We start from the raw sequence: 25,582 nt of genomic DNA on the forward strand, positions 1-25,582 counted from the left end.
ATTGCTTGATGCAAGTCAATCGAGGATCGCGCAGCGCTCCTTAGAGTGATTCAGGACGCGTATGCGCGACCTTATTCATCGACCTCCGGAGCACATGATGCAAGCACGCGATGTAATGACTTCCCCTGTCGTTTCCGTCACGCCCGAAACGAGAGTGCATGACCTGGCGCGGCTCCTGGTGCAGCACCGCATCAGCGCTGCGCCCGTCGTCGATCAGGATGAGCGCGTCGTCGGCATGATCAGCGAAGGCGATCTGCTTCATCGCGAGGAAATCGGCACCGAGAAACGCAACCGCCGCTCGTGGTGGCTCGACATGCTCGGCTCCGATGGCGGCGCGGCCGACTACATCAAGTCGCATGCCCCGACGGTCGGCGAGATCATGACGCGCGAACCCATCTGCGTGAAAGAGGACACGTCGCTGGCCGATATCGCCGCGGTGCTCGAAAGCCATCACATCAAGCGCGTGCCGGTGCTGCGCGATGGCCGCCTCGTCGGCATCGTCAGCCGCTCGAATCTGGTGCAGGCGCTGGCGTCGGCGCTCGCCGTCGAAGCCGCGCCCGAGGCGCTCGCCAGCGATGCCGAGATCCGCGCCATGCTGATGGGCGATCTCGCGGGACGCGGCTGGGCGTTTCCGGGGCGCAATATCGTCGTGCGCGATGGCGTCGTGCATTTGTGGGGCACGGTGTGGTCGAGGGATCAGCTCGATGCCATGCGTATCGCGTCGCAAAGCATTCCGGGCGTGAAGCGCGTCGAGGATCACACGATTCCTTATCCGATCATGCCGGGGCTGTGAAAGTCCAAAGCCGATCAACGACAGGCGCGTCGCGGCGTAAGTCGTCTCGATCGGCCGATTTCTCCCACTATCCGGGACGACCCGAATTGCCGCGAACGGGCATCCGGTCCTACTATCGAATCCCGCTGCTATCGCGGCCAGAGGTACCCCCGGGTCATGCGTCCGAAGCGCATGCCTACATCAGCTAATCAAACGATGGGGAGACAGGTATGCTCAGCGCACACGAATTCGCAACCCTCATGCTCGTCAAGGATGCCGCCGATCAGATCATCGACCGGCACGAGCTCGACACGCTTCTCGAACGTCAACTGATCGCGATGGAACAACTCGTGAGCGGCGCGCAACTGCCGCGCATCACGGAAGATGGCGATTGGCTGCTGCGCGCCGTGCGGCGCACTCACTGAGTCGTCGGGACGTGTGCAGACGTACTGAGTCACGTCGGTACGCATCGGCCTGACCGCACTATCGATATCACGATTTCTCGTTTAGCCCGCGAGGCATGCGTTGTTAGCATTGGCATCGGTAAAGATGCCTTCGCTCAACGAGGAAACACGCATGTCCGACCGCAAGAACACGCCTTCCATTCCCGCGCGCCGTCGCACGCTCTTCACGCTCGCCGCGCTCGGTGCGGGGCTGTCGGGCGGGCTCGCCACGCGCATCGCGCAAGCCGCCGATGCGCCGAAGACCTTGCGTATCGGCTATCAGAAGTACGGCAACTTCGTCGTGCTCAAGGCGCGCGGATCGCTCGACAAACGCCTTGCGGCGCAAGGCGTCACGGTGCAATGGCTCGAATTCCCGGCCGGGCCGCAACTGCTCGAGGGACTCAATGCGGGCGCGGTCGATATCGGCACGGTAGGCGAGACGCCGCCGATCTTCGCGCAGGCGGCGGGCGTCGACTTCGTGTATATCGGCCACGAGCCGCCCGCGCCGCACGCCGAGGCGATCGTCGTGCCGAAGGATTCGACTATCCGTTCGGTCGCGGAATTGCGCGGCAAGAAAGTGGCGCTGAATAAAGGATCGAATGTTCACTATCTGCTCGTCGAGGCGCTCAAAAAAGCGAATCTCACGTGGTCGGATATTCAACCGGTCTATCTCGCGCCCGCCGATGCGCGCGCCGCGTTCGTGCAGGGCAGCATCGACGCATGGGCGATCTGGGATCCGTATCTCGCCGCCGCCGAAAAGCAGGCGAACGCGCGTCAACTGACCGACGCAGAAGGCATCGTGCGCAACGTGCAGTACTACCTCGCGACGCGCAAGATCGCGACGGCGCAGCCGCAACTCGTGCATGCGGTGCTCGAAGAGCTGGATCAGGTCGATCGCTGGGCGCGCGACAACGTCTCCGCCGTGGCGGCGCAATTGTCGCCGCTCGTCGGGCTCGATACCGGCATCCTCGAAACGGCGTTGAAACGCACGTCGTACGGCGTGCAGCCGATCGATCCAGCCACGCTCGCGTACCAGCAGCAGATCGCCGATACCTTCACGAGCCTCAAGCTCATCCCGAAGAAGCTCGACGTGACCGAAGCGCGCTGGAACGTTGCCTGACGCGGCGACCGGCGTTAGCACGATCACGCACATCCTTAGCGCGAATCGATGGTTCAGCCGCGCGCGACGCGTCGTTAGACTCGTTCGAGCGCCGCTGCATTCCTGCGCGCGGCAAGCCCTCTCTCAGACACGACGAACATGAATGTTTTCTGGTTCATCCCCACGCACGGCGACAGCCGCTATCTCGGCACGTCGCAAGGCGCGCGCGCCGCGAATTACGATTACTTCCGTCAGATCGCGGTAGCCGCCGATACGCTCGGCTACGAAGGCGTGCTGCTGCCCACGGGCCGTTCCTGCGAGGACGCGTGGGTGGTCGCGTCGAGCCTCATTCCCGCGACGAAGCGCCTCAAGTTTCTCGTCGCGATTCGCCCTGGCCTGAGCTCGCCGGGATTGTCGGCGCGCATGGCATCGACGTTCGACCGGCTCTCGAACGGGCGTCTGCTCATCAACGTCGTGACGGGCGGCGATCCGACCGAACTCGCGGGCGACGGCGTCTTTCACGATCACGACACGCGCTACGAAATCACCGACGAATTCCTCACGATCTGGCGCGGCCTGCTCGAACAGTCGCACGACAACGGCAGCTTCGATTTCGACGGCAAGCATCTGCAATCGCAGGGCGGCAAGGTGCTGTATCCGCCGGTGCAGAAGCAGCATCCGCCGCTGTGGTTCGGCGGTTCGTCGGCTGCGGCGCACGATATCGCGGCGAAGCACATCGACACGTATCTCACGTGGGGCGAGCCGCCCGCGGACGTCGAGAAGAAGCTCGCCGATATCCGCAGCCGCGCGAAAGCGGAAGGGCGCGACATCAAGTTCGGCATTCGCCTGCATGTGATCGTGCGCGAGACCGAAGAGGAAGCATGGGCCGACGCCGACAAACTCATCAGCAAGCTCGACGATGAAACCATCCGCCGCGCGCAGGCCTCGTTCGCGAAGATGGATTCCGAAGGCCAGCGACGCATGGCCGCGTTGCACGGCGGCAGCCGCGACAAGCTGGAGGTGTATCCGCATCTGTGGGCGGGCGTCGGGCTCGTGCGCGGCGGAGCGGGCACCGCGCTCGTCGGCAATCCGGAGCAGGTCGCCGGGCTGATGAAACAGTACGCGGAACTCGGCATCGATACGTTCATCCTGTCGGGTTATCCGCATCTGGAAGAGTCGTATCGTTTCGCCGAACTGGTGTTTCCGCTTCTGCCGCGCAAGCAGCGCGAGCAGGCGAGCGGGCCGCTCTCGGGGCCGTTCGGCGAAGTCATCGGCACGTCGGAATTGCCGCGCGCATCGGCATCATGAAACTGGCATTCATTGCTCGGCGCGCGCTGCCGTGGCTCGTGCCGTTGATGATCCTCATCGCTTGGGAAAGCGCCGCGCGCACGGGCGGACTGTCGTCGCGCGTGCTGCCCGAACCGCTCGCGGTGGTGAAGGCGGCGTGGGCGCTGATCGAATCCGGCGATCTGTGGGCCAACGTCAAGGTCAGCGCGGGCCGCGCGCTCGCGGGCTTCGCGATGGGCGGCGGAATCGGCTTCGTGCTCGGTCTCGCGACGGGTCTTTTCAAGCCCGCCGAAATCGCGCTCGACTCGACCGTGCAGATGATCCGCAACATTCCCGCGCTCGCGATGATTCCGCTCTTGATCCTGTGGTTCGGCATCGGCGAGGAAGCGAAGCTCGTGCTCGTCGCGCTGGGCGTGTTCTTTCCGGTCTACGTCAACACGTATCACGGCATCCGCTCGGTCGATCGCGACCTGATCGAGATGGCGAGAAGCTACGGCTTGTCCGGCTTCGCGCTGTATCGCGATGTGATTTTGCCGGGCGCGTTGCCGTCGATACTCGTCGGCGTGCGCTTCGCCTTCGGGCTGATGTGGGTGATGCTGATCGTCGCCGAGACCATTTCCGCGCAGTCGGGCATCGGCTATATGACGATGAACGCGCGAGAGTTCCTGCAAACCGATGTCGTGGTCGTCGGCATCCTGCTGTACGCGCTGCTCGGCAAACTCGCCGACATGGCCGCGCGCGCGATCGAACGCGCGACCTTGCGCTGGCATCCGGCGTATCAAACGAAGGCGCAATCATGAATCTGATCGATATCGACACGCTGACGCCCGCGTTCAGGCGCGTCGAAACACATGCGCGCGCGCCGCTCGGCGGGCGCGATATCGCCGTGTCGCTGCGCGGCGTGGAGAAGCGCTTCGGCGAGCGCACGGTGCTGGATCGGCTGGACTTGTCGATCGAGCGCGGCAGTTTCGTATCGATCGTCGGGCGCAGCGGCTGCGGCAAGTCGACGTTGCTGCGGCTCATCGCCGGTCTCGATCGACCGACCGGCGGCATTCTGCAGCGCAACGCCGCCGCGCGATCGGACGAACTGCAAGTGCGGATCATGTTTCAGGACGCGCGTCTCTTGCCGTGGAAGAGCGTGCTCGACAACGTGATGATCGGCCTGCCGCGCGACAAGCGCGACGAAGCCCGCGCGACGCTTGCCGAGGTCGGCCTTGCGGAACGCGAGAAGGACTGGCCGTCGCGTCTGTCGGGCGGGCAGCGTCAGCGTGTGGCGCTGGCGCGCGCGCTCGTCCATCGGCCGGATCTGCTTTTGCTCGATGAACCGCTCGGCGCGCTCGATGCGTTGACGCGCATCGAAATGCAGGGCTTGATCGAGCGTTTGTGGCGTGAACATCGGCTCACCGCGCTGCTGGTCACGCACGATGTGCAGGAAGCGGTGTCGCTCGGCGATCGCATCGTGCTGATCGATGCGGGGCGCATCACGCTCGATACCGACGTCCCGCTGCCGAGGCCGCGCACGCGCACGGCGCCGGGGTTTGCCGAACTCGAGGAACAGGTGCTTTCGCGGGTGCTTCAGCGAGGTTCGACGTGATCCTGGCGTGAGCGCCGCCCTCACTATCCCTCCAGCGGCACCGCGCTCACGCACTTCAACTCGTCGAGACATACGCTCGACTTCACGCCGCTCACGCCGGGAATACGCATCAGCGTGTCGAGCAGAAACTCCGACAAGCCCTTCAGGTCCCGCGCGATCACCTTCAGCATGTAATCGATATCGCCGGTCACGGCGAAGCATTCCTGAATCTCCGCGAGCTTGCCGACGACGCCCTTGAACTTCGCGAGGTCGCGCACGTGCCCGCGCTCCATCGTCACCTGAATGAAGGCGACGACGCCGAAGCCCAGCGCCTGCGCATCGAGCCGCGTCTCGTAGCCCTTGATGACACCCATCTCTTCCAGCCGCCGATGCCGCCGCAACGTCTGCGCCGGCGACAGGTTGATCGCTTCCGCCAGTTCGAGATTGGAGATGCGCCCGCGCGACTGCAGTATCCCGAGCAAACGCAGGTCGATACGATCGATCTCGATAGTCTGCAATTTTCTTTCTCCGATGAACCAATCGATGAAATCCGGACGCGCAAACTAGGGTTTGTCTGCGCGCGTTAGGAAATCATATTGTGCCGTAACAAATTTACACTGATTCCCCTAAATCGAGCACAAGGAGAGAGACACGTGACACATGAGGGACACGGCACGCTCAAGCGCGGCCTGAAGAACCGTCACATTCAGCTGATCGCGCTCGGCGGGGCGATCGGCACCGGGCTTTTTCTCGGCATCGCGCAGACGATCAAGTCGGCGGGACCATCGGTGCTGCTCGGCTACGCGATCGCGGGCATCGTCGCCTTTTTCATCATGCGGCAACTGGGCGAGATGGTCGTCGACGAGCCGGTCGCGGGTTCGTTCAGCCACTTCGCGGACAAATACTGCGGACAGTACGCGGGCTTTCTGTCGGGCTGGAATTACTGGGTGCTCTACATTCTCGTGTCGATGGCCGAGCTGTCCGCCGTCGGCATCTACGTGCAGTACTGGTGGCCGGGCATCCCGACGTGGATCTCCGCGCTCGTCTGCTTCTGCATCATCAACGCGATCAATCTGACGAGCGTGAAATCGTATGGCGAGCTGGAGTTCTGGTTCGCGATCGTGAAGGTCGTCGCGATCGTCGGCATGATCGGCTTCGGCGGCTGGCTGCTGTTCTCGGGCAGCGCCGGGCCGGACGCGAGCGTGACCAATCTCTGGCGTCACGGCGGCTTCTTCCCGAACGGCGTCTCCGGTCTCGTCATGGCGATGGCCGTCATCATGTTCTCGTTCGGCGGGCTGGAGCTGGTCGGCATCACCGCGGCCGAAGCGGACGATCCCTCGCACACGATTCCGCGTGCGACCAATCAGGTGATCTATCGCATTCTGATTTTCTACGTAGGCGCGCTCGGCGTGCTCCTTTCGCTGTATCCGTGGCAGAAGGTCGTGACCGGCGGCAGCCCGTTCGTGCTCATCTTCCATGCGATGAACAGCAACTTCGTCGCGCATGTGCTCAATGCCGTGGTGCTCACGGCGGCGCTCTCGGTCTATAACAGCGGCGTGTATTGCAACAGCCGCATGCTCTATGGTCTCGCGCAGCAGGGCAATGCGCCGCGCGCGCTGCTCAAGGTCAACCGGCGCGGCATTCCGCTCGCCGCGCTCGGCGTCTCCGCGCTCGCGACGGCCGTCTGCGTGCTCATCAACTATCTGATGCCGGGCAAGGCGTTCGAGTTGCTGATGGGGCTCGTCGTGTCGGCGCTCATCATCAACTGGGCGATGATCTCGCTCATCCATCTGCAATTCCGACGCGTGAAGGCGCGCAACGGCGAAACGACCGTGTTCAAGAGCCTCGGCTATCCGCTCACCAACTATCTGTGCCTCGCGTTCCTCGCGGGCATTCTCGTGGTGATGTGCCTGATCCCCGATCTGCGCATCTCGGTCTATCTGATTCCCGTGTGGCTCGCGGTGCTCGGCGTCGGCTATGCGATTCGCAATCGCCGTCGCGCGAGTGCGGCCTTGTCGCGCGTCTGACGGAGACGGTCATGTTCGAACACATCGATGCCTATCCCGGCGATCCGATCCTTTCGCTCAACGAAGACTTCGCGAAGGATCCGCGCGCGGACAAGGTCAATCTGAGCATCGGCATCTACTACGACGACGAAGGCCGTCTGCCGGTGATGCGCGCCGTGCGCGACGCGGAAGCGCAGTTGCTCGCGGAACCCGCTGCGAAACCGTATCTGCCGATGGCGGGCTTCGCCGCGTATCGCGATGCCGTGCAGTCGCTCGTATTCGGCGACGATTCGCCCGCGCGCATCGAAGGCCGCATCGCGACCGTGCAGACGCTCGGCGGCTCCGGCGCGCTCAAGGTCGGCGCGGACTTCATCAAGCGCTATTTCCCGGCGTCGCACGTCTGGGTGAGCGATCCGACGTGGGATAACCATCGCTTCATCTTCGAGCGCGCGGGCTTCACGGTCGGCACGTATCCGTACTACGACGAAGCGAGCGGCGGCCTGAAGTTCGACGCGATGCTCTCGGCGATCCGCGATCTGCCTGCGAAGAGCGTCGTGCTGCTGCACGCGTGCTGTCATAACCCCACGGGCGTCGATCTGAACGATGCGCAATGGGCGATGCTCATCGATGCCATCAAAGCGCGCGACTTGCTTCCGTTCATCGACATGGCGTATCAGGGCTTCGGCGCGGGACTCGATGCGGATGCGTTCGCGATTCGCGAGCTGGTTCGCCGCAACGTGCCCGCGCTGATCGCCAATTCGTTCTCGAAGAACTTTTCGCTCTACGGCGAGCGTTGCGGCGCGTTGTCGGTGATCTGCGAATCGGCGGAGATAGCGGCGCGCGTGCTCGGTCAACTGACGAGCGCCGTGTGCGCGAACTACAGCAATCCGCCGACGCATGGCGCGAAGATCGTCGCGCGCGTCTTGACGACGCCCGCGTTGCGGCAATCGTGGCAGGAAGAACTGGCGTCGATGTGCACGCGCATCGCGCGCATGCGTAGCGCGATTCACGCGCGTCTTTCCGGCAACGTGCCCGATGCGATGCTTGCGCGTTACGTCGAGCAGCGCGGCATGTTCACGTACACAGGGCTTTCCGCCGCGCAGGTCGATGTGCTGCGCGAACGGCACGGCGTCTATCTGATCCGCTCGGGCCGCATGTGCGTCGCGGCGCTGAACGAGCGCAACGTCGATGCGACCGCAAGCGCCATCGGCGAAGTGCTGTCGAAAGCGATCGCGTAGCCGCTCATTTTCGCCTCATTGTGCGCGGGCACACTGCATCCATCGCTGATGAAGGAGGGATGCAGTCATGGAAACGTTTCGCTCTTATGTCGATGGGCTGCTCGAGCAGCTCGACGCGCACGCCGATCGCACGGTGCTGCGCTATCTCGGCGACGACGTGACCGGCGCGGCGTTTCGCGCATCGATCTATCGATATGCGCGGGCGCTTGCGTCGTTCGGCGTCACGCGCGGCGGGTTCGTCGCGATGTTCGCGCCGAACTGCCCCGATGCGCTCGCGATCCGCTACGCGACCGGCCTGCTCGGCGCGACGACGATGTTCCTGCCCGCGATCACGCGCGCGGAACAGCGCGCCGCGTTTGTCACGCGCATGCAGCCGACGTTGCTCATCGCCTTCGAACAGACGAAGCATCTCGTGCCGGCGCATAGCGGCGCGCGTCTCGCGTATGTCGGAACGGGGCCGGCGCGTTTGCGGCTGGATATCCGGGCGCGCGTGCAGCACGATCTGCCGGTTGAGAGCCGTGCAAGACCCGACGATCTCGCCGTGGTGGTGTCATCGGGCGGCTCGACCGGCGTGCCGAAAGCGAGCCGCCGCAGCTTCGCCGCATATTCGACGATGGTGAGCGCGCCGAGCCCCGAGGATCGGCGGCAGCTTGTCAACGGCGCGCTTGCGTATCTGTCGCAGGTGCTCGTCGATAACACGTTGATGGGCGGCGGCATCGTCGTGCTCAAGCCTGGCTACGATCCCGCCGAAACGCTCGCGACGATCGAAGCCGAGCGCATCACGGACGTCTTGCTCGTCGAACCGCAACTGTTCGAAACGATGGATCATCCGGACGTTCATCGGCGCAATCTGTCTTCGTTGCGCTCGGTCGCGCATATCGGCGGATCGGCGCCCGCGATTTTGCGGCGGCGCGCGATCGAGCGCCTCGGCCCGGTGCTCACGCACATGTACGGCGCGAGCGAAGCGGGGCTCGTGAGCGTGTTGACGCCGTCGGACTATCTCGTCGATGCGAGTCTGCTCGAGAGCGCCGGGCGTATCCGGCCGGGCGTCGAGGTGCGGATTCGCCGCGCCGACGGCACGTTCGCGCGTCATGGCGAGCACGGCGCGATCGAGGTGAAATCGAAGGCGGTGGCGCAGGGCTATTACCGGCAGCCGATCGAAGCGGCGCAGAAGTTTCGCGATGGCTGGTGCATGACGGGCGATATCGGTTTCATCGACGGGAGGGGTTATCTGCATGTGATCGGACGTGGAGGGGATGTCGCCGAAATCGATGGTGCCGTCGTCGGTCCGGCGCAGATCGAAACGCCGCTTTGTGCGTTGCCCGATGTGCGCTATGCGCGCGCTGTTGCATCGGCCGATGCTGCGCGCGGTTATGTGTGGGATGTCGTAGTGGTGCCGTGGACAGGAAGGCGTGTGGATGTCGCGCGTTGCATGCGGGCGCTTGAATCGGCGTGTGGGGTCGCAGTGGCGAAGGTTGTGCGGATGGCTGCCGTGCAGCGCGTGCCGCTTACCGAGCAAGGGAAGGTGAATCGGGCGGCGATTGGGTTCTGGTGTCGGGAGGCCTTAAGTACCAGGTGTACATTCGGCCAAGCGCGTGCGATGCCGGCTGCAGTCAGTTGAAATATTGTCCTTGGTAAGTAAGCACGCCGATCGACGACGTAAAGCTACCGCCATCGACAAGTCCCTCACTCATGCTCCGGAGCACGATCAACGCATTTGCCGAATTGAGCGTGCCCGAAGATCGAACGCAGCCGTAATGACACCATTGCTACCGCCCTGCGCATTTTGAGTGGTGTATTCCTGTTTAACGCTCGCAAACGGGAGTTAAACATTCTCGGCATGGTAGCCACCCGATCCAATAGGATCGACGCCGCTAATACGCACGTCTTCAAGCGTGAACTTCTGGAAGTCGAGCGGCGTCCCGCCTGACTTGCGCATCGTGAGGATGGCTCTCGGGATAACCGTGCGTTTTGAAGGCATACACGCAAAGTCCGAATTAGCCCCTGTGCCTCGCCCGCCCCAGCACCAAATGCGCCATCGTCCCCAGCACGATCCCCCAAAACGCCGACCCCAACCCGAGAAAACTCATATTCGAAGCCGTCGCGATAAACGCGATAAACGAAGCTTCCCGATGCGCCTCATCCTGCACCAGCCCCACGACGTTCGCCGCGATCGCGCCGAGCAGCGCGAGACCGGCGAGCACCGCAACGAACGCATTCGGCAGCGCGGCGAACAGCATGACGACCGTCCCCGCAAAGCATCCGCCGATCAGATAGAAGACGCCATTGGCGATGCCCGCAACATAACGATTCGCCGGGTCGCGATGCGCATCGGGCCCGGTGCATAGCGCCGCCGTAATCGCCGCGATGACGATGGTGATGCCGCCCGAAAACGCGACGAGCATCGATGCGAGGCCCGTCGTCATGAGCACGGGACGCGTCGGCGTTTGATAACCCGACACGCGCAAGATCGAAAAGCCAGGCAGGAATTGCCCCGTCAGACTGACGATGACGAGCGGCAACGCAAGACTCACGGTCGATTGCCAGGACCAAGTCGGCATCGTGAATACGGGGCGCGTGAGATGAAGGCTGACCGACTCGAAATGCGTCAGGCCGAGTGCCATCGCCAGCGCGCAGCCGGACGCGAGAACCAGAATGAGGCAGTAGCGCGGCGCCCATCGGCGAAAAACGAGGAAGCTCGCGATCATGCCCAACGCGAGCCACGGCGTAACGGCAATCGACTTGAATACGTTCGTGCCGAACTGAAAGAGAATGCCGGCCATCATCGCGCAGGCGATGCCCTTCGGTATGCGCTTGACGATCTCATCGAACCATCCCGACAAGCCGAGCACGAAGATGCACGCGCCTGCGACGATATACGCGCCGATCGCCTCGCTCACCGGCATGCCGGGAAACAGCGTGACGAGCAGCGCCGAACCGGGCGCCGACCACGCGGTGATGATCGGCTGCTTCAGCCACACACTCAGCGCGATGCCCGAAACGGCCGCGCCCATCGAGATGGACCAGACCCACGACGCGATCACGTCGTTGCCGACATGTGCCGCGTGCGCGGCCTGGAAGAGAATCGCGAGCGGTCCGGCATACGAGATGATGACGGCAAGCAACCCGGCGCTCACCGCCGATACCGACCCGCTTCCTTCCCGCGATACCGGAATCGACATGCGCGGCTTCAGCGAATCGACGACGGATGATGCGCGAGGGCCGTCACTTGCATCGTCATGTACGGGAAGAGCGGCAGGCCGGACAAGATCGTGTGCAGTTCATCGTGCGAATCGACATCGAAGACGCTGTAGTTCGCATATTCGCCGACCACGCGATGCAACTGCTGCCATTTGCCTTGCCGCTGCAGTTCCTGCGAGTATTCCTTCTCGCGCGCCTTGATTTCATCGGCTTTGGCGGCGGGCATGTCGTGCGGCAGATGAACGTCCATCCTGACGAGATAAAGCATGATGTCCCCAATCGTTGTTGATGCGTTGATTCGATGATTCAAGCGCGCTTGTCGCGACGATAAAACGCGAGCTTCGCTTCATCGATCTGAAGCCCGAGGCCCGGTCCTTCCGGCAAGTGCAGATCGAAGTCGCGATACTGCGGACGCGCCGTGACGATGTCGTCCTTCAACAGCAGCGGCCCGAACAGTTCCGTGCCCCACGCGAGCTGCGGCAACGCGCTGAAACCATGCGCCGATGCAATCGAGCCGATGCTGCCTTCGAGCATCGTGCCGCCGTAGAGCGACACGCCCGCCGCATCGGCGATGGCGGCCGTGCGCATCATTCCGTAGATGCCGCCGGACTTCGCGATCTTCAGCGCGAACACATCGGCGCATGCGTGACGAACGAGTTCGAGCGCGTCCTCGGGGCCCGTCACCGCTTCGTCGGCCATGATCGGCACGATGAAGCGCGCCGCGAGCCGCGCGAGCGTGCCGCGCTGCTCGCGCGGAGTCGGCTGTTCGATGAGATCGATGCCCGCTGCCTGAAGCGCTTCGATGCCGAGCGACGCATCGGTCTCGCTCCATGCCTGATTCACGTCGACGGTGACTTTCGCGCGATCGCCGAGCGCGGCCTTGATCTTCGATACATGCGCGACGTCATCGCGCACGCCGCGCCGGCCGATCTTCAGCTTGAATGTGTTGTGACGGCGTTCGGCCAGCAGCATTTCCGCTTCTTCGATATCGCGCTGCGTGTCGCCGCTCGCGAGCGTCCAGAGCACCGGAAGCGTCTTGCGCACCGCGCCGCCGAGCAACTCCGACACCGGCACGTTCAACCGCTTGCCTTGCGCGTCGAGCAGCGCCGTTTCGAGCGCGCACTTCGCGAAGCGATTGCCGCGCGCGACCTTGTTGAGCTTCAGCATCGCCGCGTTGATGTTGCTCGCATCCTGTCCGATGAGCGCGGGCGCGAGATAGGTATCGATCGTCAGCTTGATGCCTTCGGGGCTTTCATCGCCGTAAGACAGGCCGCCGATGGTCGTGGCTTCGCCAATGCCCTCGATGCCGTCGCTCGTGCGCAGACGGACGATGACGAGGGTTTGCTGCTGCATCGTCGCCATCGCGAGTTGATGCGCGCGAATGGTCGGGAGATCAACCAGAATCGCTTCGACGGAGGTGATTTGGGCGTTCATACCTGAAATGTCGGAATGGAGAGGTTGATGCAGTATTGCGCGCCCGTTTGCCGCCTGTCCAAGACCATTCGCGTCTAGTGCGATACCCCCCAGGTATGACGTGCGTCATCGCCCCCGATCCGTGCGCGCCGTGTAAGGAATCTTCTCCTCGTCATACAGCCGGTAAATGAGTTCGAGCATTTCCTTGATGTCGCGCGATTCGTCGAGCGCGCGCATGCTCATGATGACCGGCGAAACGAGCGTGGGATCGTCGAGTTCCTTGTAGCTCACGTCGTCGCGCTTCAGGCCGTGGACGCTGCTCGGCACGACGGAAATGCCTTCGCCCGCCGCGACGAGCCCCAGCGCGATCTGCAATTCGCGCACTTCGTAGATCTTGCGCGGCGCGAGCCCGCGATCCTGAAACGCCGCGAGCACCTGATCCGCATAACTCGGGCGCGGCGACTTCGGAAAGATGATGAGCGTCTCGTTGACGAGATCGCGCAGCGAGAGAATGGGCTTCGCGAGCGAGAGCGGGTGCCCGAGCGGAAGCGCGACGATCAGTTGCTCTTCGCGCAAGATCACGCGACGGATGTTGGCATCCTCATGACGAATGCGCCCGAAGCCCACATCGATGCGGCCATCCTTGAGCGCGCGGATCTGGTCCATCGTCGACATTTCGTGCAGGCTCAGTTCGACGGTCGCGTTCTCGTCGCGAAAGCGCCGGATGATCTTCGGCAGCATGCCGTAGAGCGTCGAGCCGACGAATCCCACCGAAAGACTGCGCTCGATATTGCCTACGCGGCGCGTCATCGATTCGAGTTCGGCGGTCTGCGCGAGCAACTGCACCGCATGCGAATAAAAGAACTTGCCGGTCTCCGTGAGCTTGAGCGGCCGCGAGTTGCGTTCGAAGAGTTGCACGCCGAGCGTTTCTTCGAGTTGCTGTATTTGACGGCTCAAAGGCGGTTGTGCGATATGCAGCCTTTCGGCCGCGCGCGTGAAGTTTCTTTCTTCCGCCACCGCCACGAAGTAACGCAGGTGTCGCAACTCCATTCAATACCTCCTGGATATGGCCCGATACTAAATCAGTGTTGGACTGGGCTTCTTTACGTCCATTATCCTGCCTTCACGCTCTGTTTCAACACCCGACTATACCTTCCGAGCATATCTGCACAGGTGATGAAGCGAGGGTTAACCCCCACCAGAAAATTGCGAGATTCAGGAGAAGACATGAGCATCAAAGTGTTCGATACGAAGGAAGTGCAGGACCTGCTGAAGGCCGCTGCGAACATCGGGAGTCAGGACGGCAATGCTCGCGCCAAAGAGATCACGCATCGCCTGTTGAGCGACCTCTTCAAGGCGATCGACGACCTCGACATGACGCCCGATGAAATCTGGGCCGGCGTCAATTACTTCAACAAGCTCGGTCAGGATGGCGAAGCGGCGTTGCTCGCCGCCGGCCTCGGTCTGGAGAAGTATCTCGACATCCGCATGGATGCCGCAGACCGCGAAGCCGATATCCACGGCGGCACGCCGCGCACCATCGAAGGCCCGCTGTATGTGGCCGGTGCGCCGGTGCGCGAGGGCGTGTCGAAGATCGATCTCGATCCCGATGCGAACGCCGGCCCGCTCGTCATTCGCGGCACGGTCACGGGTCACGATGGCAAGCCGGTTGCGAATGCGGTCGTCGAATGCTGGCACGCCAACTCGAACGGCTTCTACTCGCACTTCGACCCGACCGGCGCGCAAAGCGATTTCAATCTGCGCGGCGCAGTGAAAACGGGCGCGGACGGCAAGTACGAATTCCGCACGCTGATGCCGGTCGGATACGGCTGCCCGCCGCACGGCGCGACGCAGCAACTGCTGAACTCGCTCGCGCGTCATGGCAATCGTCCGGCGCACGTGCACTTCTTCGCGACGAGCGAGAAGCATCGCAAGCTGACGACGCAGATCAACATCGAAGGCGATCCGCTGATCTGGGATGACTTCGCTTATGCGACTCGCGAAGAACTCGTTCCGCATGTCGTCGAAAAGACGGGCGGCACGGCGCTGGGGCTGAAGGCCGACGCGTACAACGAAATCGTGTTCGACATCCAGTTGACGCCGCTCGTGCAGGGCAAGGACAACCAGCTCGTCCAGCGCCCGCGCGCATCCGTCACCGCGTAATTACGCAACAGCGGCGGTCAGCCCGCCGCCGCCCGAATCTCCGTACGACCCCTTCGATACCGATGCATGCGCTCCGTCGCCGGAACGCGCATAGGGAGAACTCATATGTCCGCCATCACCGACAAAGCCACGCAGCTCGATGAACTGCTGCAAAACGCCGTCCAGGACGACAAGGAGAGTGGCATCTTCCGTTGCCGCCGCGACATCTTCACGAACGCCGATCTGTTCGATCTCGAGATGAAACACATCTTCGAGAGCAACTGGGTGTATCTCGCGCACGAAAGCCAGATCCCGAACAACAACGATTACTACACGACGTGGATCGGCCGTCAGCCCATCGTGGTGACGCGAGACAAGACCGGCGAGTTGCACGCGGTCATCAATGCATGCGCGCACAAGGGGGCGATGCTCTGCCGCCGCAAGCACGGCAACAAGGGCAGCTTCACCTGTCCGTTCCATGGCTGGACGTTCTCCAACACCGGCAAGCTGCTGAAGGTGAAGGACGAGAAGACGACCGAATACCCGATCCAGTTCAACACGCACGGCTCGCACGATCTGCGCCGCGTGCCGCGTTTCCAGAACTATCGCGGCTTTCTCTTCGGCAGCCTGAATGCGGATTCGATGCCGCTCGAAGACTATCTCGGCGAGACGAAGGTCATCATCGATCAGATCGTCGATCAGGCGCCGAACGGCCTCGAAGTCTTGCGCGGCAATTCGTCGTACATCTACGACGGCAACTGGAAGATGCAGATGGAAAACGGCTGCGACGGTTATCACGTCAGCACCGTGCATTGGAATTACGCCGCGACGATGGGCCGCCGCAAGATCGAAGGCACCAAGGCCGTCGATGCGAATAGCTGGAGCAAGTCGGTCGCGGGCGTGTACGGATTCGATCATGGCCACATCCTGTTGTGGACGAAGACGATGAATCCGGAAGTGCGGCCGGTGTATCAGCATCGCGAAGAGATCAAGGCGCGCGTGGGCGAAGTGCAGGCGGATTACATCGTCAATCAGACGCGCAATCTGTGCCTCTATCCGAACGTCTTTCTGATGGATCAGTTCAGCACGCAGATTCGCGTGGTGCGCCCGCTCGGCGTCGACAAGACCGAAGTCAGCATCTTCTGCTTCGCGCCGAAGGGCGAGAGCGCCGAAGATCGCGCGACGCGCATCCGTCAGTACGAAGACTTCTTCAACGTGACCGGCATGGGCACGAGCGACGACCTCGAGGAATTTCGCGCGTGCCAGTCGGGTTATGCGGGCATCACGGCGATGTGGAACGACCTCTCGCGCGGCGCGCCGCTTTGGGTCCACGGTCCTGACGAGAACGCGCAGAACATGGGTATCAAGCCGCTCATTTCGGGCGAGCGCAGCGAAGACGAAGGACTCTTCGTCGTGCAGCACGAATACTGGGTCAACGTGATGCGCGACGCGTTGAAGAAGGAACAAGGGGAGGCACTGGCATGAGCTTCGACTACCTGAAAATCTGCGCGACGCTGTATCGCGAAGCGCGTCTGCTCGACGATCGTCAATGGGACGAATGGCTCGGCTGCTATGCGGAAGACGTCACGTACTGGATGCCCGCATGGGACGACGACGATCAGATCACCGATGACCACGAAAGTCAGATCTCGTTGATGTATTACCCGGATCGCGGCGGCCTCGAAGATCGCGTGTTCCGCATCAAGACCGAGCGCAGTGGCGCTTCGATGCCCGAGCCGCGCACGAGCCACAACGTCACCAACGTGGAAGTGCTGGCCGAGCGCGAGAACGAAGTGGATGTGCGCTACAACTTCGACACGCTCAATCACCGCTACAAGATCACCGATCATTTCTTCGGCACGATCTTCGTGACGCTGCGCAAGGTCGACGACATTCTGGTGATTGTGCACAAGAAGATTGTGCTGAAGAACGACTATATCCGCCAGGTGCTCGACGTCTATCACGTCTGACACTCGCGGTGACGAGACAGGAAGTAGGAGGCAACATGTCCAGCTACAACATTGCACTGAATTTCGAAGACGGCGTGACGCGTTTTGTCGAATGCAAGGCGGGCGAGAAAGTTCTCGACGCCGCATTCCGCGCCAAGATCAATCTGCCGATGGATTGCTCCGACGGCGTGTGCGGCACCTGCAAATGCCGCGCCGAAAGCGGCAACTATGATCTCGGCGACGACTACATCGAAGACGCGCTTTCCGACGACGAAAAGGAAAGCGGTCTCGTGCTCACCTGCCAGATGGTGCCATCGAGCGATTGCGTGATCGCGGTCCCGGCATCGTCGACGGCATGCAAGACCGCGCAGAGCAAGTTCGCCGCGACGGTCACGAAGATCGAGCCGCACAACGACGCCGCCGTCGTGCTCGAACTGGATGTGGATGCCGCTACGCCCGCGCCGGTTTTTCTGCCGGGCCAGTACGTGAATATCGATGTCCCGGGTAGCGGACAGCATCGTTCGTATTCGTTCTCGTCGGCGCCGGGCGCGACGAAGATCAGCTTTCTCATCAAGAAGATTCCCGGCGGCGTGATGAGCACATGGCTCGAATCCGCGCAGGCCGGTCACACGGTCGAGCTGACCGGTCCGCTCGGCAGTTTCTATCTGCGCGGGGTGGAGCGTCCGCTGCTGTTCCTCGCGGGCGGCACGGGTCTCGCGCCATTCCTCTCGATGCTCGAAGTGCTCGCACGCGCGAACTCGCAGCAGAAGATTCACCTCATCTATGGCGTGACGCGCGATCTCGATCTCGTGCAAGTCGAAGCGATCGAAGCCTATACGGCGCGGTTGCCGAACTTCACGTTCAGCACCGTCGTCGCGGATGCGGATTCGAACCATCCGCGCAAAGGCTGGGTGACGCAGCACATGCCCGCCGAATCGCTGAATGACGGCGATGTCGATGTGTATCTCTGCGGCCCGCCACCGATGGTCGATGCCGTGCGCAAGCACTTCGACGATAGCGGCGTGAAGCCCAACAGCTTCCACTACGAGAAGTTCACGCCCAACGCCGCGCCGGTGGCAGCATGAACACGCAACGATTTGCCGGCAAGGTGATGGTCGTGACCGGCGCGGCGCAGGGCATCGGGCGCGGCGTGGCGCTGCGTGCGGCGGCGGAAGGCGCGAAGGTGGTGCTCGTCGATCGCGCGGACTTCATCGGGGAAGTGGCCGCCGAAGCGCAGGGCGCGGATACGGCCGGCTTCGTCGCCGACATGGAAACGTATGAAGGCGCGGCATCCGCGATGGCGTTCGCAGCGCGCACGTTCGGCGGCATCGATATCCTGATCAACGGCGTCGGCGGCGCGATTCGCATGCGTCCGTTTGCCGAGTTCGAACCCGCGCAGATCGACGCCGAAATCCGGCGCTCGCTCATGCCGACGCTCTACGCGTGCCATGCCGTGTTGCCGCATATGCTCGAACGCGGGCGCGGAACCATCGTGAACGTGTCTTCAAACGCGACGCGCGGGATTCGTCGCGTGCCGTATTCGGCGGCGAAAGGCGGCGTCAACGCAATGACGCAGGCGCTCGCGATGGAATACGGCGAGCGCAACATCCGCGTGGTCGCAGCCGCGCCGGGCGGCACCGAAGCGCCCGCGCGACGCGTGCCGCGCAATGCGAGCGGCGACAGCGAGCAGGAAGAAGTGTGGATGGGCGAAGCGGTGAAGCAGGTCACCGAATCGACGTTCTTCAAACGCTACGGCACGCTGGACGAACAGATCGCGCCGATTCTCTTCCTCGCATCGGACGAAGCGAGCTATATCACCGGCGCGGTATTGCCCGTCGCCGGCGGCGATAACGGCTGATCTCACGGGAGACGCAATCATGAGTGAACGCAAGGCAATCGTTCCCGCGGGAATGGAAGCGGTCTACGAAAAGATCCGCTATGCGCCCGCGATCAAGGCCGGCAATACGATCTACGTGTCCGGGCAGATCGGACGCGATGCGAACATGCAACTGGTCGAAGACCGCGAAGCGCAGATCGTGCAGGCTTTCGACAATCTCGAGCTCGTGCTCGAAGCGGCGGGTGCTTCGTTGAGCGATGTCGTCGACGTGACGAGCTTTCATACCGACATGCGCGATCTGCCGTTGTTCATGCAGGTGCGCGAGCGTTATCTGAACACGCATCCGCTGCCGGCGTGGACCGCGATCGGCGCGCATATGCTCGGTGGTTCCGCGGGTTATATCGTCGAAATCAAGGCGGTCGCCGTAGTGACGGCGAGCGCGTCGTAACACGCAAGAAACGTCAACGTAAAAAGAACCGACCTTGCTGCGCCATGCACGCAGCAAGGAGAACGCGCGCGCGTTCATCGTTCCGCCTGATCAATACATTAAAAATCGCGGAATCAAAGCAAGTCCTACATCCTTGGAGACACCCATGCGGCAAATAGACGTGCAAAAGCTATGCGACGATGCCCGGTTCAGCAAGTTTCATTTGCTGCTTCTGTTCTGGTGCGCGCTCATCATCATCTTCGACGGATACGATCTCGCGGTCGTCGGGATCGCGCTTCCGTCGATCATGAGCGACATGGGCATTCAGCCGACGAGCGCCGGATTCATGGTGAGTTCCGCGCTGCTCGGCATGATGATCGGCGCGGTGTTTCTCGGCACGATTGCCGACAGGATCGGCCGCGTGCCCGCCATCGTCATTTGTCTGCTGCTGTTCAGCGTATTCACGGCCGCGGCCGGATTGACGCGCGATCCCGTGACGTTCGGCATCGCGCGCTTTCTCGCGGGACTGGGCATCGGCGGCGTCATGCCGAATGTCGTCGCGCAAATGACCGAGTATTCGCCGCGCAAGATCCGCAGCACGATGGTCACGCTGATGTTCAGCGGATATTCCGTCGGCGGCATGCTCGCGGCGCTCGTCGGCAAGGGGATGATCGAGCGCTACGGCTGGCAATCCGTCTTCATCGCGGCGGGCCTTCCGGCGCTGCTCGCGCCCGTGATCCTCAAGTACATGCCCGAGTCGCTCGCATTCCTCGTGCGAAACGAACGCGCGGCGCGCCTGAAGGACATTCTTTCGCGCGTCGATCCGCGCTATGTGCCGCAAGAGGCCGACCGCTTCGCGCTTTCCGATCGCGAAGCCGCGCCCGGTTCGCCGATCGCGCGACTCTTCGCCGAAGGACGCGGCATGAGCACCGTCATGTTGTGGATCGCGTTCTTCATGTGCCTCTTCATGGTCTACGCGCTGAGTTCGTGGCTGACGAAACTGATGGCTGGCGCGGGGCACAGCCTCGGCTCGGCGCTCACATTCGTGCTCGTTCTGAACTTCGGCGCGATGATCGGCGCGATCGGCGGCGGATGGCTCGCGGACCGCTTCAACATCAAGTACGTGCTGATCGCCATGTACGCGCTCGCCGCGATTTCCATCAGCCTGTTGGGCGTGAAGGTGCCGGTCGGCGTGCTGTTTTTCCTGGTGGGTCTCGCGGGCGCATCGACGATCGGCACGCAGATCGTCACGTATGCGTTCGCCGGTCAGTTCTATCCGACCGCGATCCGCTCGACGGGCATCGGCTGGGCGTCTGGCATCGGGCGCAGCGGGGCGATTCTCGCGCCTATCGTGATCGGCTTTCTCGTGAGCAAGGCGTTGCCGCTGCAGCAGAACTTCGTCGCCATCGCGGTGCCCGGCGTCATCGCGATGCTTGCCGTTTGTCTGATCGATACGCGTCGTTCGCGCAATGACGCCATCGCCGTGGCCGCCGCCGATCCGGCGTAACGACGCGTGCGCCCGGCAATCACTCCTTCGCGGGCTTCGGTTGCCGGGCCTTCTGCGGCTCGGATGGAGCGCCGCGCTGCGTCGGCGCGCGCGTGCAGGCATCGGGCGGCGTGACATAAGGCACGTCGTGGCAGCAGCACGCATAGACCGGAAAGCCGTACGCGTTCGTGCGGACGATGGTCGTCGGTCCATGCAATGGACACACCGCTTTCATGCAGCCTCCTGAAAATGAAAACGCAGTCAATCAGGTGGTTTCATGTTACTCGCGATATGCGCGTGCGCTTGATTCAAGTCAATCGGAGCCGCGGGCGTCCCGATAGAGTGAGAGCGTCGATTCACGTCACGCGCCACGCAACGGAGTTCGCAGATGAAAGCACTCGTCTATCACGGCCCCGGCATCAAGTCGCTCGACGAGCGGCCGAAACCCGCGCTCGCCGCCGCCACCGATGCGATCGTTCGCGTGACGCGCACGACCATCTGCGGAACCGATCTGCACATTCTCAAGGGCGATGTTCCCACCTGCGAGCCCGGCCGCGTGTTGGGTCACGAAGGCGTGGGCGTCGTCGAGGACGTCGGCGCGGCGGTGTCGACGTTCAAGCCGGGCGATCGCGTGCTGATCTCGTGCATTTCGTCGTGCGGAAAGTGCGAGGCGTGCCGACGCGGCATGTATTCGCACTGCGCGACGGGCGGCTGGATTCTCGGCCACAAGATCGACGGCACGCAGGCCGAATACGTGCGCATCCCGCACGCGGATACGAGCCTCTATCCGATTCCGGCAGATGTCGAGGAAGAGGCGCTCGTCATGCTCTCCGACATTCTTCCGACGGGCTTCGAATGCGGCGTGCTCAACGGGCGCGTGCAGCCGGGCAGCACGGTCGCGATAGTCGGCGCGGGGCCGGTCGGTCTCGCCGCCTTGCTCACCGCGCAGTTCTACGCGCCGGCGCAGATCGTCATGATCGATCGCGACGCGCATCGGCTCGAAATCGCGCGTACGTTCGGCGCGAGCGCGTGCATCGACATCGCGCGCACAGAGGCCGTCGCCGAGATCATGCGTCTGACCGATGGCGCGGGCGTCGATTGCGCCGTCGAAGCGGTCGGCGTGCCCGCGACCTTCGAGCTGTGCCAGCAGATCGTCGCGGCGGGCGGCACCATCGCGAATGTCGGCGTGCATGGCGTGAAGGCCGATCTGCATCTCGAATCGCTCTGGGATCGCAACATCAGCATCACGACGCGTCTCGTCGATACGGTCAGCACGCCGATGCTGCTCAAGACCGTGCGCGCGGGGCGGCTGCAGCCGAAGCAGCTCATCACGCACCGCTTCACGCTCGCGCGCGCGCTCGACGCTTACGACACCTTTGGCCGCGCGGCGGAAACGAACGCGCTGAAGGTCATCATCGAAATTTGAAGTGGGCGGCCTTCAGCGGGAAGCCGTGCGGGCCGGAAAACGATGTACCGCAAAATCCTGGTTGCGCTCGATGGCAGCGAGTGCTCGCAACGCGCGCTCGACGAAGCGATCCGCATCGGCGCGCGCGCGCGAGTGAATGTCGTGTACGTGATCGACGTGGCCGCGCTTTCGTCGTATCCGGCGCAGTATCGCGTGAACGTGCGCGAGGAAGGCGGGCACGCGCTCGATATCGCGTATGCGCGCGTGATCGATGCGGGCATCGAATGCGAAACGGAACTCGCGGAGACGCGCAACGTCACCGATACGATCGCGAAGTGCCTGCAGCGCCGCGCGGTGCACATGCCCGCGGATCTCGTCGTGATGGGCACGCATGGCCGGACCGGGTTGCGCAGGCTCGCGCTCGGCAGCGTCGCGGAAGCGTTCGTCAGACGCTCGACGTGTCCGGTGCTGCTCACGCGCGCACCGAAGCATGTCGCGAAAGACGCGTGAGCCACGACGAGTGAGGCGCGCCCGCGCGATGGCCTGACCGGAGAACAATGACATGGGCCTCGGAATGCAGATCGCCTGCCTCGGCTTCGCGGGCTCGAGCGCGATCGAACGCGAAGCGGGCGTCGAACTCGTGCGGCTTGCGGGCGTCGCGAAAGACATCGTCGATTGCAGGCTCACGATCAAGGCGTCGCTCGACCGCGCGGGACGCACTGTCTTCGACGCGCAACTGGTTCTGCTCACGCGCGATTCCGAGCAGGTCACGGTGCAACGCAGCACACACGCCGACGTGAACGCGGCGCTGCGTCATACATTCGATGACGCCGTTCAGTTGCTGCTTCAGCGCGGCGCGCCGGACGCGATTTGATCCAGATCAATACGCGCTCCGAAACCGTGGCCAAGACTAAGTGGATATGCGCTGCGCCGGCTCGCGTCGCATCAACGTTCCACGAGGTATCGGCATGATCGTTACGTTTCCGAGTCAGCCGCCCGTCTATCAGGGCGATGTCCCTTCGCTCACTTTCGCCGCCTTCGCGGACGGTGAGCCGATCGAGTGCACCATTTCGGCCGAAGCGCTGGAGGATCACTTCGGCGCGGCGTCGTGGCGTGAGGAAGATCTGCAGCAGGCGTTCGAGAGCCATCGCTCGTCGATAGAAGGCGCCGCCGAACATGTGCTGAGCCGCGTCGGCGGCACGTCGGTGATGCTGCGCAGCGGATTTTTCCGCTTTCGCGAAGCGCGCGCTCAGACTGCTTCGAGCCGCGCCTGATCGAGGATCCGCACGTCCTTGCCGCGCGCGTCGATCACGCCGGCCTTTTGCAGCCGCGAGAACATGCGGCTGACGGTTTCGATCTTCAGCCCGAGATAGCTGCCGATTTCCTCGCGCGTCATGCGCAGCACGAATTGCGCGGGCGAATAGCCGCGCGCCTTCATGCGCGTCGACAGATTGAGCAGGAAGGCCGCGACGCGCTGCTCCGCCGTCATCGTGCCGAGCAGCATCATCAGATTGGATTCGCGCACGATCTCGCCGCACATCATGCGATGAACGTGATGCTGCACCGCCTTCACTTCGCGGCACAGCAATTCGAGCAGATCGAACGGAACGATGCAGACGACGCTGTCTTCCAGCGCGATGGCGTCGCACGCGTGGCGGTCGGTGCTCACGCCGTCGAACCCGAGGGGCTCGGCCGCCAGATGAAAGCCCGTGACCTGCTCGTGTCCTTCGCGATGCATGACGACGGTCTTGAAGCAGCCGCTGCGCAGCGCATAGAGACTCTGGAAGGAATCGCCGCTGCGGAAAAGCGTTTCGCCGCGCCGCACGAAGCGCGTCGAGCTGATCATCGCGTCGAGACGCTGATAATCGACCGGCGACAAGCCGGACGGCATGCAGATGCGCTTCATCGAACACGTCGAGCAACGCGTGCTCGGCGGCTTCGCGTCGGCGTGCATGCCGGGACTGTCTGCGCTCGCGGAAATCATGCTGCGCCTCCTGTCGAACCGGATCGCGCATCGACGCGCGATCCCGCATGTCACGTGTCCAATTATGGAGTGCGCTGTGTCGAAAAAATGTCGGTGCTGGCTGATCGTGCCGTAGGCATTCGGGAAGACGTGTAGGGAAATGCCGACACGCGCCGCTTCGATTCAGGCGCTGTCGTCGTCGAAAAGCTGATGGCGCACCGCGTAGCGCACGAGCGCGGCTTCGTGGGGAATCTGCATTTTTTCGAGGATGCGCGCCTTGTAGGTGCTGATGGTCTTCGCGCTCACGCACAACGCCTCGCCGATATCGCTGATGGATTCGCCCGCGCACAGCCGCCGGAACACTTCGAACTCGCGGTTCGACAATCGCTGATGCGGTAGCGCATCGTCAGGTTCGGTGAGGCTTTGCGCGAAGCGTTCGGCCATCGCGAGGCTCACGTACGCGCCGCCCGACGCGACCTTGGCGACCGCCGCGACCAGCTCCGCGCTCGCGCTTTCCTTCGTCAGATAGCCCGACGCGCCGGCCTTGAACGCGCGCGCGGCGTATTGCTGCTCGGCGTGCATCGTGAGCACGAGAATGCGCAGCGCGGGCTTTTCGTCCTTGATCTGCTTGAGCAGGTCGAGGCCGCTGCGGCCGGGCATCGACAGATCGAGCACGAGCACGTCTGCCTCCGTTGCGCGCACGAGCGCGAGCGTGCCCGGCCCGTCGCTCGCTTCGCCGGCGACCTCGAAGCCGTGCGCGTTCGCGAGGATATGGCGCAGGCCGTCGCGCACGAGCGCGTGGTCATCGGCGATCAGGACTTTCGTCGTCATGGATTCGGTTCTTCCGTTTCGCGGCCCGGCACCAGCAGAACGGGACACCGCGACAGCCGCGCGAAACCTTCCGCGACGCTGCCGAGCACGATCCGCCGCAAGCCGCGCCGCCCGTGCGTGCCCATGACGACGAGATCGGCGCGGAAATCGTCGGCGCAATGACGGATGCGCTGCGGGATGTCATCGCCGAGATACTCGACTTCGCACACGCGCGGCGTGCCCTTCACGCCCGCTTGCGTCATGCGCTCCGTGGCCGTCGCAGCGAGCCGCCGGCCTTCCTCCAGCAATGCGTCGCGCAGGCCAGGATAGAACGCGCTCGTGGCGTCGTAGGAAACGGGCTGCATGTCCACGACGAAGAGCGGCTGAATTTGCGCCGCGGTCGCGCTTGCGATCCTGATCGCCTCATCGAGGGCGTGGAGGGAAGTCGGGCTGCCGTCGATGGGCACGAGAATGCGGTTGTACATGACGATCTCCTGATCCGGTGTGTTGGCGCTTCGCGGGTGTGCGATC

Annotated in this window: 29 protein-coding genes; 20 read left to right on the forward strand and 9 right to left on the reverse strand. The window is 63.2% G+C overall.

The window, feature by feature from the left end:
- Positions 1-97 precede the first annotated feature (97 nt).
- From NCS00_RS25440 to NCS00_RS25465, 6 genes are all read left to right on the forward strand, one after another.
- Positions 98-793: a CBS domain-containing protein gene (locus NCS00_RS25440; RefSeq protein ID WP_033536426.1), complete on the forward strand. Its 696-nt coding sequence runs from the start codon at positions 98-100 to the stop codon at positions 791-793.
- Positions 794-1,002: 209 nt separating this feature from the next.
- A complete protein-coding gene (locus NCS00_RS25445; protein ID WP_008347565.1) occupies positions 1,003-1,197 on the forward strand; it encodes a hypothetical protein in 195 nt (64 codons plus the stop codon).
- A 151-nt stretch (positions 1,198-1,348) separates the two neighbouring features.
- Positions 1,349-2,335 (forward strand): sulfonate ABC transporter substrate-binding protein, encoded by a 987-nt coding sequence (locus NCS00_RS25450; protein WP_250441305.1) that lies wholly within the window; start codon positions 1,349-1,351, stop codon positions 2,333-2,335.
- A gap of 138 nt (positions 2,336-2,473) precedes the next feature.
- Positions 2,474-3,622 carry an FMNH2-dependent alkanesulfonate monooxygenase gene (gene ssuD / locus NCS00_RS25455; protein WP_008347568.1) on the forward strand — a complete coding sequence of 383 codons (1,149 nt, stop codon included), beginning with the start codon at positions 2,474-2,476 and terminating at the stop codon, positions 3,620-3,622.
- Positions 3,619-4,401 carry an aliphatic sulfonate ABC transporter permease SsuC gene (gene ssuC / locus NCS00_RS25460; RefSeq protein ID WP_008347569.1) on the forward strand — a complete coding sequence of 261 codons (783 nt, stop codon included), beginning with the start codon at positions 3,619-3,621 and terminating at the stop codon, positions 4,399-4,401. The genes ssuD and ssuC overlap by 4 nt, the downstream gene beginning before the upstream one ends.
- Positions 4,365-5,195, forward strand: coding sequence for an ATP-binding cassette domain-containing protein (locus NCS00_RS25465; RefSeq protein WP_502801600.1), 831 nt, complete (start codon positions 4,365-4,367; stop codon positions 5,193-5,195). The genes ssuC and NCS00_RS25465 overlap by 37 nt, the downstream gene beginning before the upstream one ends.
- A gap of 23 nt (positions 5,196-5,218) precedes the next feature.
- On the opposite strand, the gene NCS00_RS25470 is transcribed toward NCS00_RS25465, so the two are convergent.
- Positions 5,219-5,692, reverse strand: coding sequence for an Lrp/AsnC family transcriptional regulator (locus tag NCS00_RS25470; protein WP_175980527.1), 474 nt, complete (start codon positions 5,690-5,692; stop codon positions 5,219-5,221).
- 135 nt (positions 5,693-5,827) lie between these two features.
- Between NCS00_RS25470 and NCS00_RS25475 the strand changes: the two genes are divergently transcribed.
- The 3 genes from NCS00_RS25475 (at position 5,828) to NCS00_RS25485 (ending at position 10,039) form a co-directional block, all read left to right on the forward strand.
- Positions 5,828-7,201 carry an amino acid permease gene (locus NCS00_RS25475; protein WP_008347574.1) on the forward strand — a complete coding sequence of 458 codons (1,374 nt, stop codon included), beginning with the start codon at positions 5,828-5,830 and terminating at the stop codon, positions 7,199-7,201.
- Positions 7,202-7,212: 11 nt separating this feature from the next.
- A complete protein-coding gene (locus tag NCS00_RS25480; RefSeq protein WP_250441307.1) occupies positions 7,213-8,418 on the forward strand; it encodes an amino acid aminotransferase in 1,206 nt (401 codons plus the stop codon).
- A gap of 67 nt (positions 8,419-8,485) precedes the next feature.
- Entirely contained in the window at positions 8,486-10,039 is a 1,554-nt protein-coding gene (locus NCS00_RS25485) for a class I adenylate-forming enzyme family protein (RefSeq protein ID WP_250441308.1), read from the forward strand.
- A 376-nt stretch (positions 10,040-10,415) separates the two neighbouring features.
- Here the strand turns inward: NCS00_RS25485 and NCS00_RS25490 are convergent, their stop codons facing one another.
- The 4 genes from NCS00_RS25490 to NCS00_RS25505 form a co-directional block, all read right to left on the reverse strand.
- Positions 10,416-11,600 carry a benzoate/H(+) symporter BenE family transporter gene (locus NCS00_RS25490; protein WP_008347580.1) on the reverse strand — a complete coding sequence of 395 codons (1,185 nt, stop codon included), beginning with the start codon at positions 11,598-11,600 and terminating at the stop codon, positions 10,416-10,418.
- Between the two features lie 8 nt (positions 11,601-11,608).
- Positions 11,609-11,887: a muconolactone Delta-isomerase gene (catC, locus tag NCS00_RS25495; RefSeq protein ID WP_008347582.1), complete on the reverse strand. Its 279-nt coding sequence runs from the start codon at positions 11,885-11,887 to the stop codon at positions 11,609-11,611.
- A gap of 38 nt (positions 11,888-11,925) precedes the next feature.
- Complete coding sequence (locus NCS00_RS25500; RefSeq protein WP_008347583.1) at positions 11,926-13,053, reverse strand: muconate/chloromuconate family cycloisomerase; 1,128 nt, start codon at positions 13,051-13,053, stop codon at positions 11,926-11,928.
- A gap of 105 nt (positions 13,054-13,158) precedes the next feature.
- On the reverse strand, positions 13,159-14,082 hold the full coding sequence (locus NCS00_RS25505) for a LysR family transcriptional regulator (protein WP_008347585.1): 924 nt from the start codon (positions 14,080-14,082) through the stop codon (positions 13,159-13,161).
- 177 nt (positions 14,083-14,259) lie between these two features.
- On the opposite strand from NCS00_RS25505, the gene catA reads away from it, so the two are divergent.
- The 7 genes from catA to NCS00_RS25540 all read left to right on the forward strand — a co-directional run bounded on the left by catA (position 14,260) and on the right by NCS00_RS25540 (position 20,894).
- Entirely contained in the window at positions 14,260-15,195 is a 936-nt protein-coding gene (catA, locus tag NCS00_RS25510; RefSeq protein ID WP_008347586.1) for a catechol 1,2-dioxygenase, read from the forward strand.
- 105 nt (positions 15,196-15,300) lie between these two features.
- Positions 15,301-16,659 carry a Rieske 2Fe-2S domain-containing protein gene (locus NCS00_RS25515; protein WP_033536408.1) on the forward strand — a complete coding sequence of 453 codons (1,359 nt, stop codon included), beginning with the start codon at positions 15,301-15,303 and terminating at the stop codon, positions 16,657-16,659.
- The gene (gene benB / locus NCS00_RS25520) at positions 16,656-17,144 is read left to right on the forward strand and encodes a benzoate 1,2-dioxygenase small subunit (protein ID WP_250441309.1); all 489 of its coding nucleotides are present in this window, start codon (positions 16,656-16,658) and stop codon (positions 17,142-17,144) included. The genes NCS00_RS25515 and benB overlap by 4 nt, the downstream gene beginning before the upstream one ends.
- Before the next feature lie 35 nt (positions 17,145-17,179).
- Positions 17,180-18,208: a benzoate 1,2-dioxygenase electron transfer component BenC gene (gene benC, locus NCS00_RS25525; protein WP_250441310.1), complete on the forward strand. Its 1,029-nt coding sequence runs from the start codon at positions 17,180-17,182 to the stop codon at positions 18,206-18,208.
- Positions 18,205-18,981 (forward strand): benzoate diol dehydrogenase BenD, encoded by a 777-nt coding sequence (gene benD, locus NCS00_RS25530; protein ID WP_250441311.1) that lies wholly within the window; start codon positions 18,205-18,207, stop codon positions 18,979-18,981. The genes benC and benD overlap by 4 nt, the downstream gene beginning before the upstream one ends.
- 19 nt (positions 18,982-19,000) lie before the next feature.
- A complete protein-coding gene (locus NCS00_RS25535) occupies positions 19,001-19,408 on the forward strand; it encodes a RidA family protein (RefSeq protein ID WP_033536407.1) in 408 nt (135 codons plus the stop codon).
- A 145-nt stretch (positions 19,409-19,553) separates the two neighbouring features.
- A complete protein-coding gene (locus NCS00_RS25540) occupies positions 19,554-20,894 on the forward strand; it encodes an MFS transporter (protein ID WP_250441312.1) in 1,341 nt (446 codons plus the stop codon).
- A 19-nt stretch (positions 20,895-20,913) separates the two neighbouring features.
- Here NCS00_RS25540 and NCS00_RS25545 read toward each other — a convergent pair whose 3' ends face one another.
- Positions 20,914-21,108, reverse strand: coding sequence for a hypothetical protein (locus NCS00_RS25545; protein WP_008347602.1), 195 nt, complete (start codon positions 21,106-21,108; stop codon positions 20,914-20,916).
- A 153-nt stretch (positions 21,109-21,261) separates the two neighbouring features.
- Between NCS00_RS25545 and NCS00_RS25550 the strand changes: the two genes are divergently transcribed.
- From NCS00_RS25550 to NCS00_RS25565, 4 genes are all read left to right on the forward strand, one after another.
- Complete coding sequence (locus NCS00_RS25550; protein WP_008347604.1) at positions 21,262-22,299, forward strand: zinc-dependent alcohol dehydrogenase family protein; 1,038 nt, start codon at positions 21,262-21,264, stop codon at positions 22,297-22,299.
- Between the two features lie 42 nt (positions 22,300-22,341).
- Positions 22,342-22,788 carry a universal stress protein gene (locus NCS00_RS25555; RefSeq protein ID WP_008347606.1) on the forward strand — a complete coding sequence of 149 codons (447 nt, stop codon included), beginning with the start codon at positions 22,342-22,344 and terminating at the stop codon, positions 22,786-22,788.
- Positions 22,789-22,840: 52 nt separating this feature from the next.
- Positions 22,841-23,152, forward strand: a complete 312-nt coding sequence (locus tag NCS00_RS25560; RefSeq protein WP_239294878.1) for a hypothetical protein — start codon at positions 22,841-22,843, stop codon at positions 23,150-23,152.
- Positions 23,153-23,246: 94 nt separating this feature from the next.
- A complete protein-coding gene (locus tag NCS00_RS25565; RefSeq protein ID WP_008347608.1) occupies positions 23,247-23,552 on the forward strand; it encodes a DUF1488 family protein in 306 nt (101 codons plus the stop codon).
- Here the strand turns inward: NCS00_RS25565 and fnr are convergent.
- The 3 genes from fnr to NCS00_RS25580 all read right to left on the reverse strand — a co-directional run bounded on the left by fnr (position 23,528) and on the right by NCS00_RS25580 (position 25,536).
- Positions 23,528-24,262: a fumarate/nitrate reduction transcriptional regulator Fnr gene (gene fnr / locus NCS00_RS25570; protein WP_250441313.1), complete on the reverse strand. Its 735-nt coding sequence runs from the start codon at positions 24,260-24,262 to the stop codon at positions 23,528-23,530. The two genes, NCS00_RS25565 and fnr, sit on opposite strands and share 25 nt — an antisense overlap.
- A gap of 162 nt (positions 24,263-24,424) precedes the next feature.
- Positions 24,425-25,072, reverse strand: a complete 648-nt coding sequence (locus NCS00_RS25575) for a response regulator (protein ID WP_008347611.1) — start codon at positions 25,070-25,072, stop codon at positions 24,425-24,427.
- Positions 25,069-25,536 carry a universal stress protein gene (locus tag NCS00_RS25580; protein ID WP_250441314.1) on the reverse strand — a complete coding sequence of 156 codons (468 nt, stop codon included), beginning with the start codon at positions 25,534-25,536 and terminating at the stop codon, positions 25,069-25,071. Before NCS00_RS25580 ends, NCS00_RS25575 begins: the two co-directional genes overlap by 4 nt.
- Between the last annotated feature and the right edge of the window lie 46 nt (positions 25,537-25,582).

The sequence above is a fragment of the Caballeronia sp. AZ1_KS37 genome (assembly GCF_023631165.1).
Classification (GTDB): Bacteria; Pseudomonadota; Gammaproteobacteria; order Burkholderiales; family Burkholderiaceae; genus Caballeronia; species Caballeronia zhejiangensis.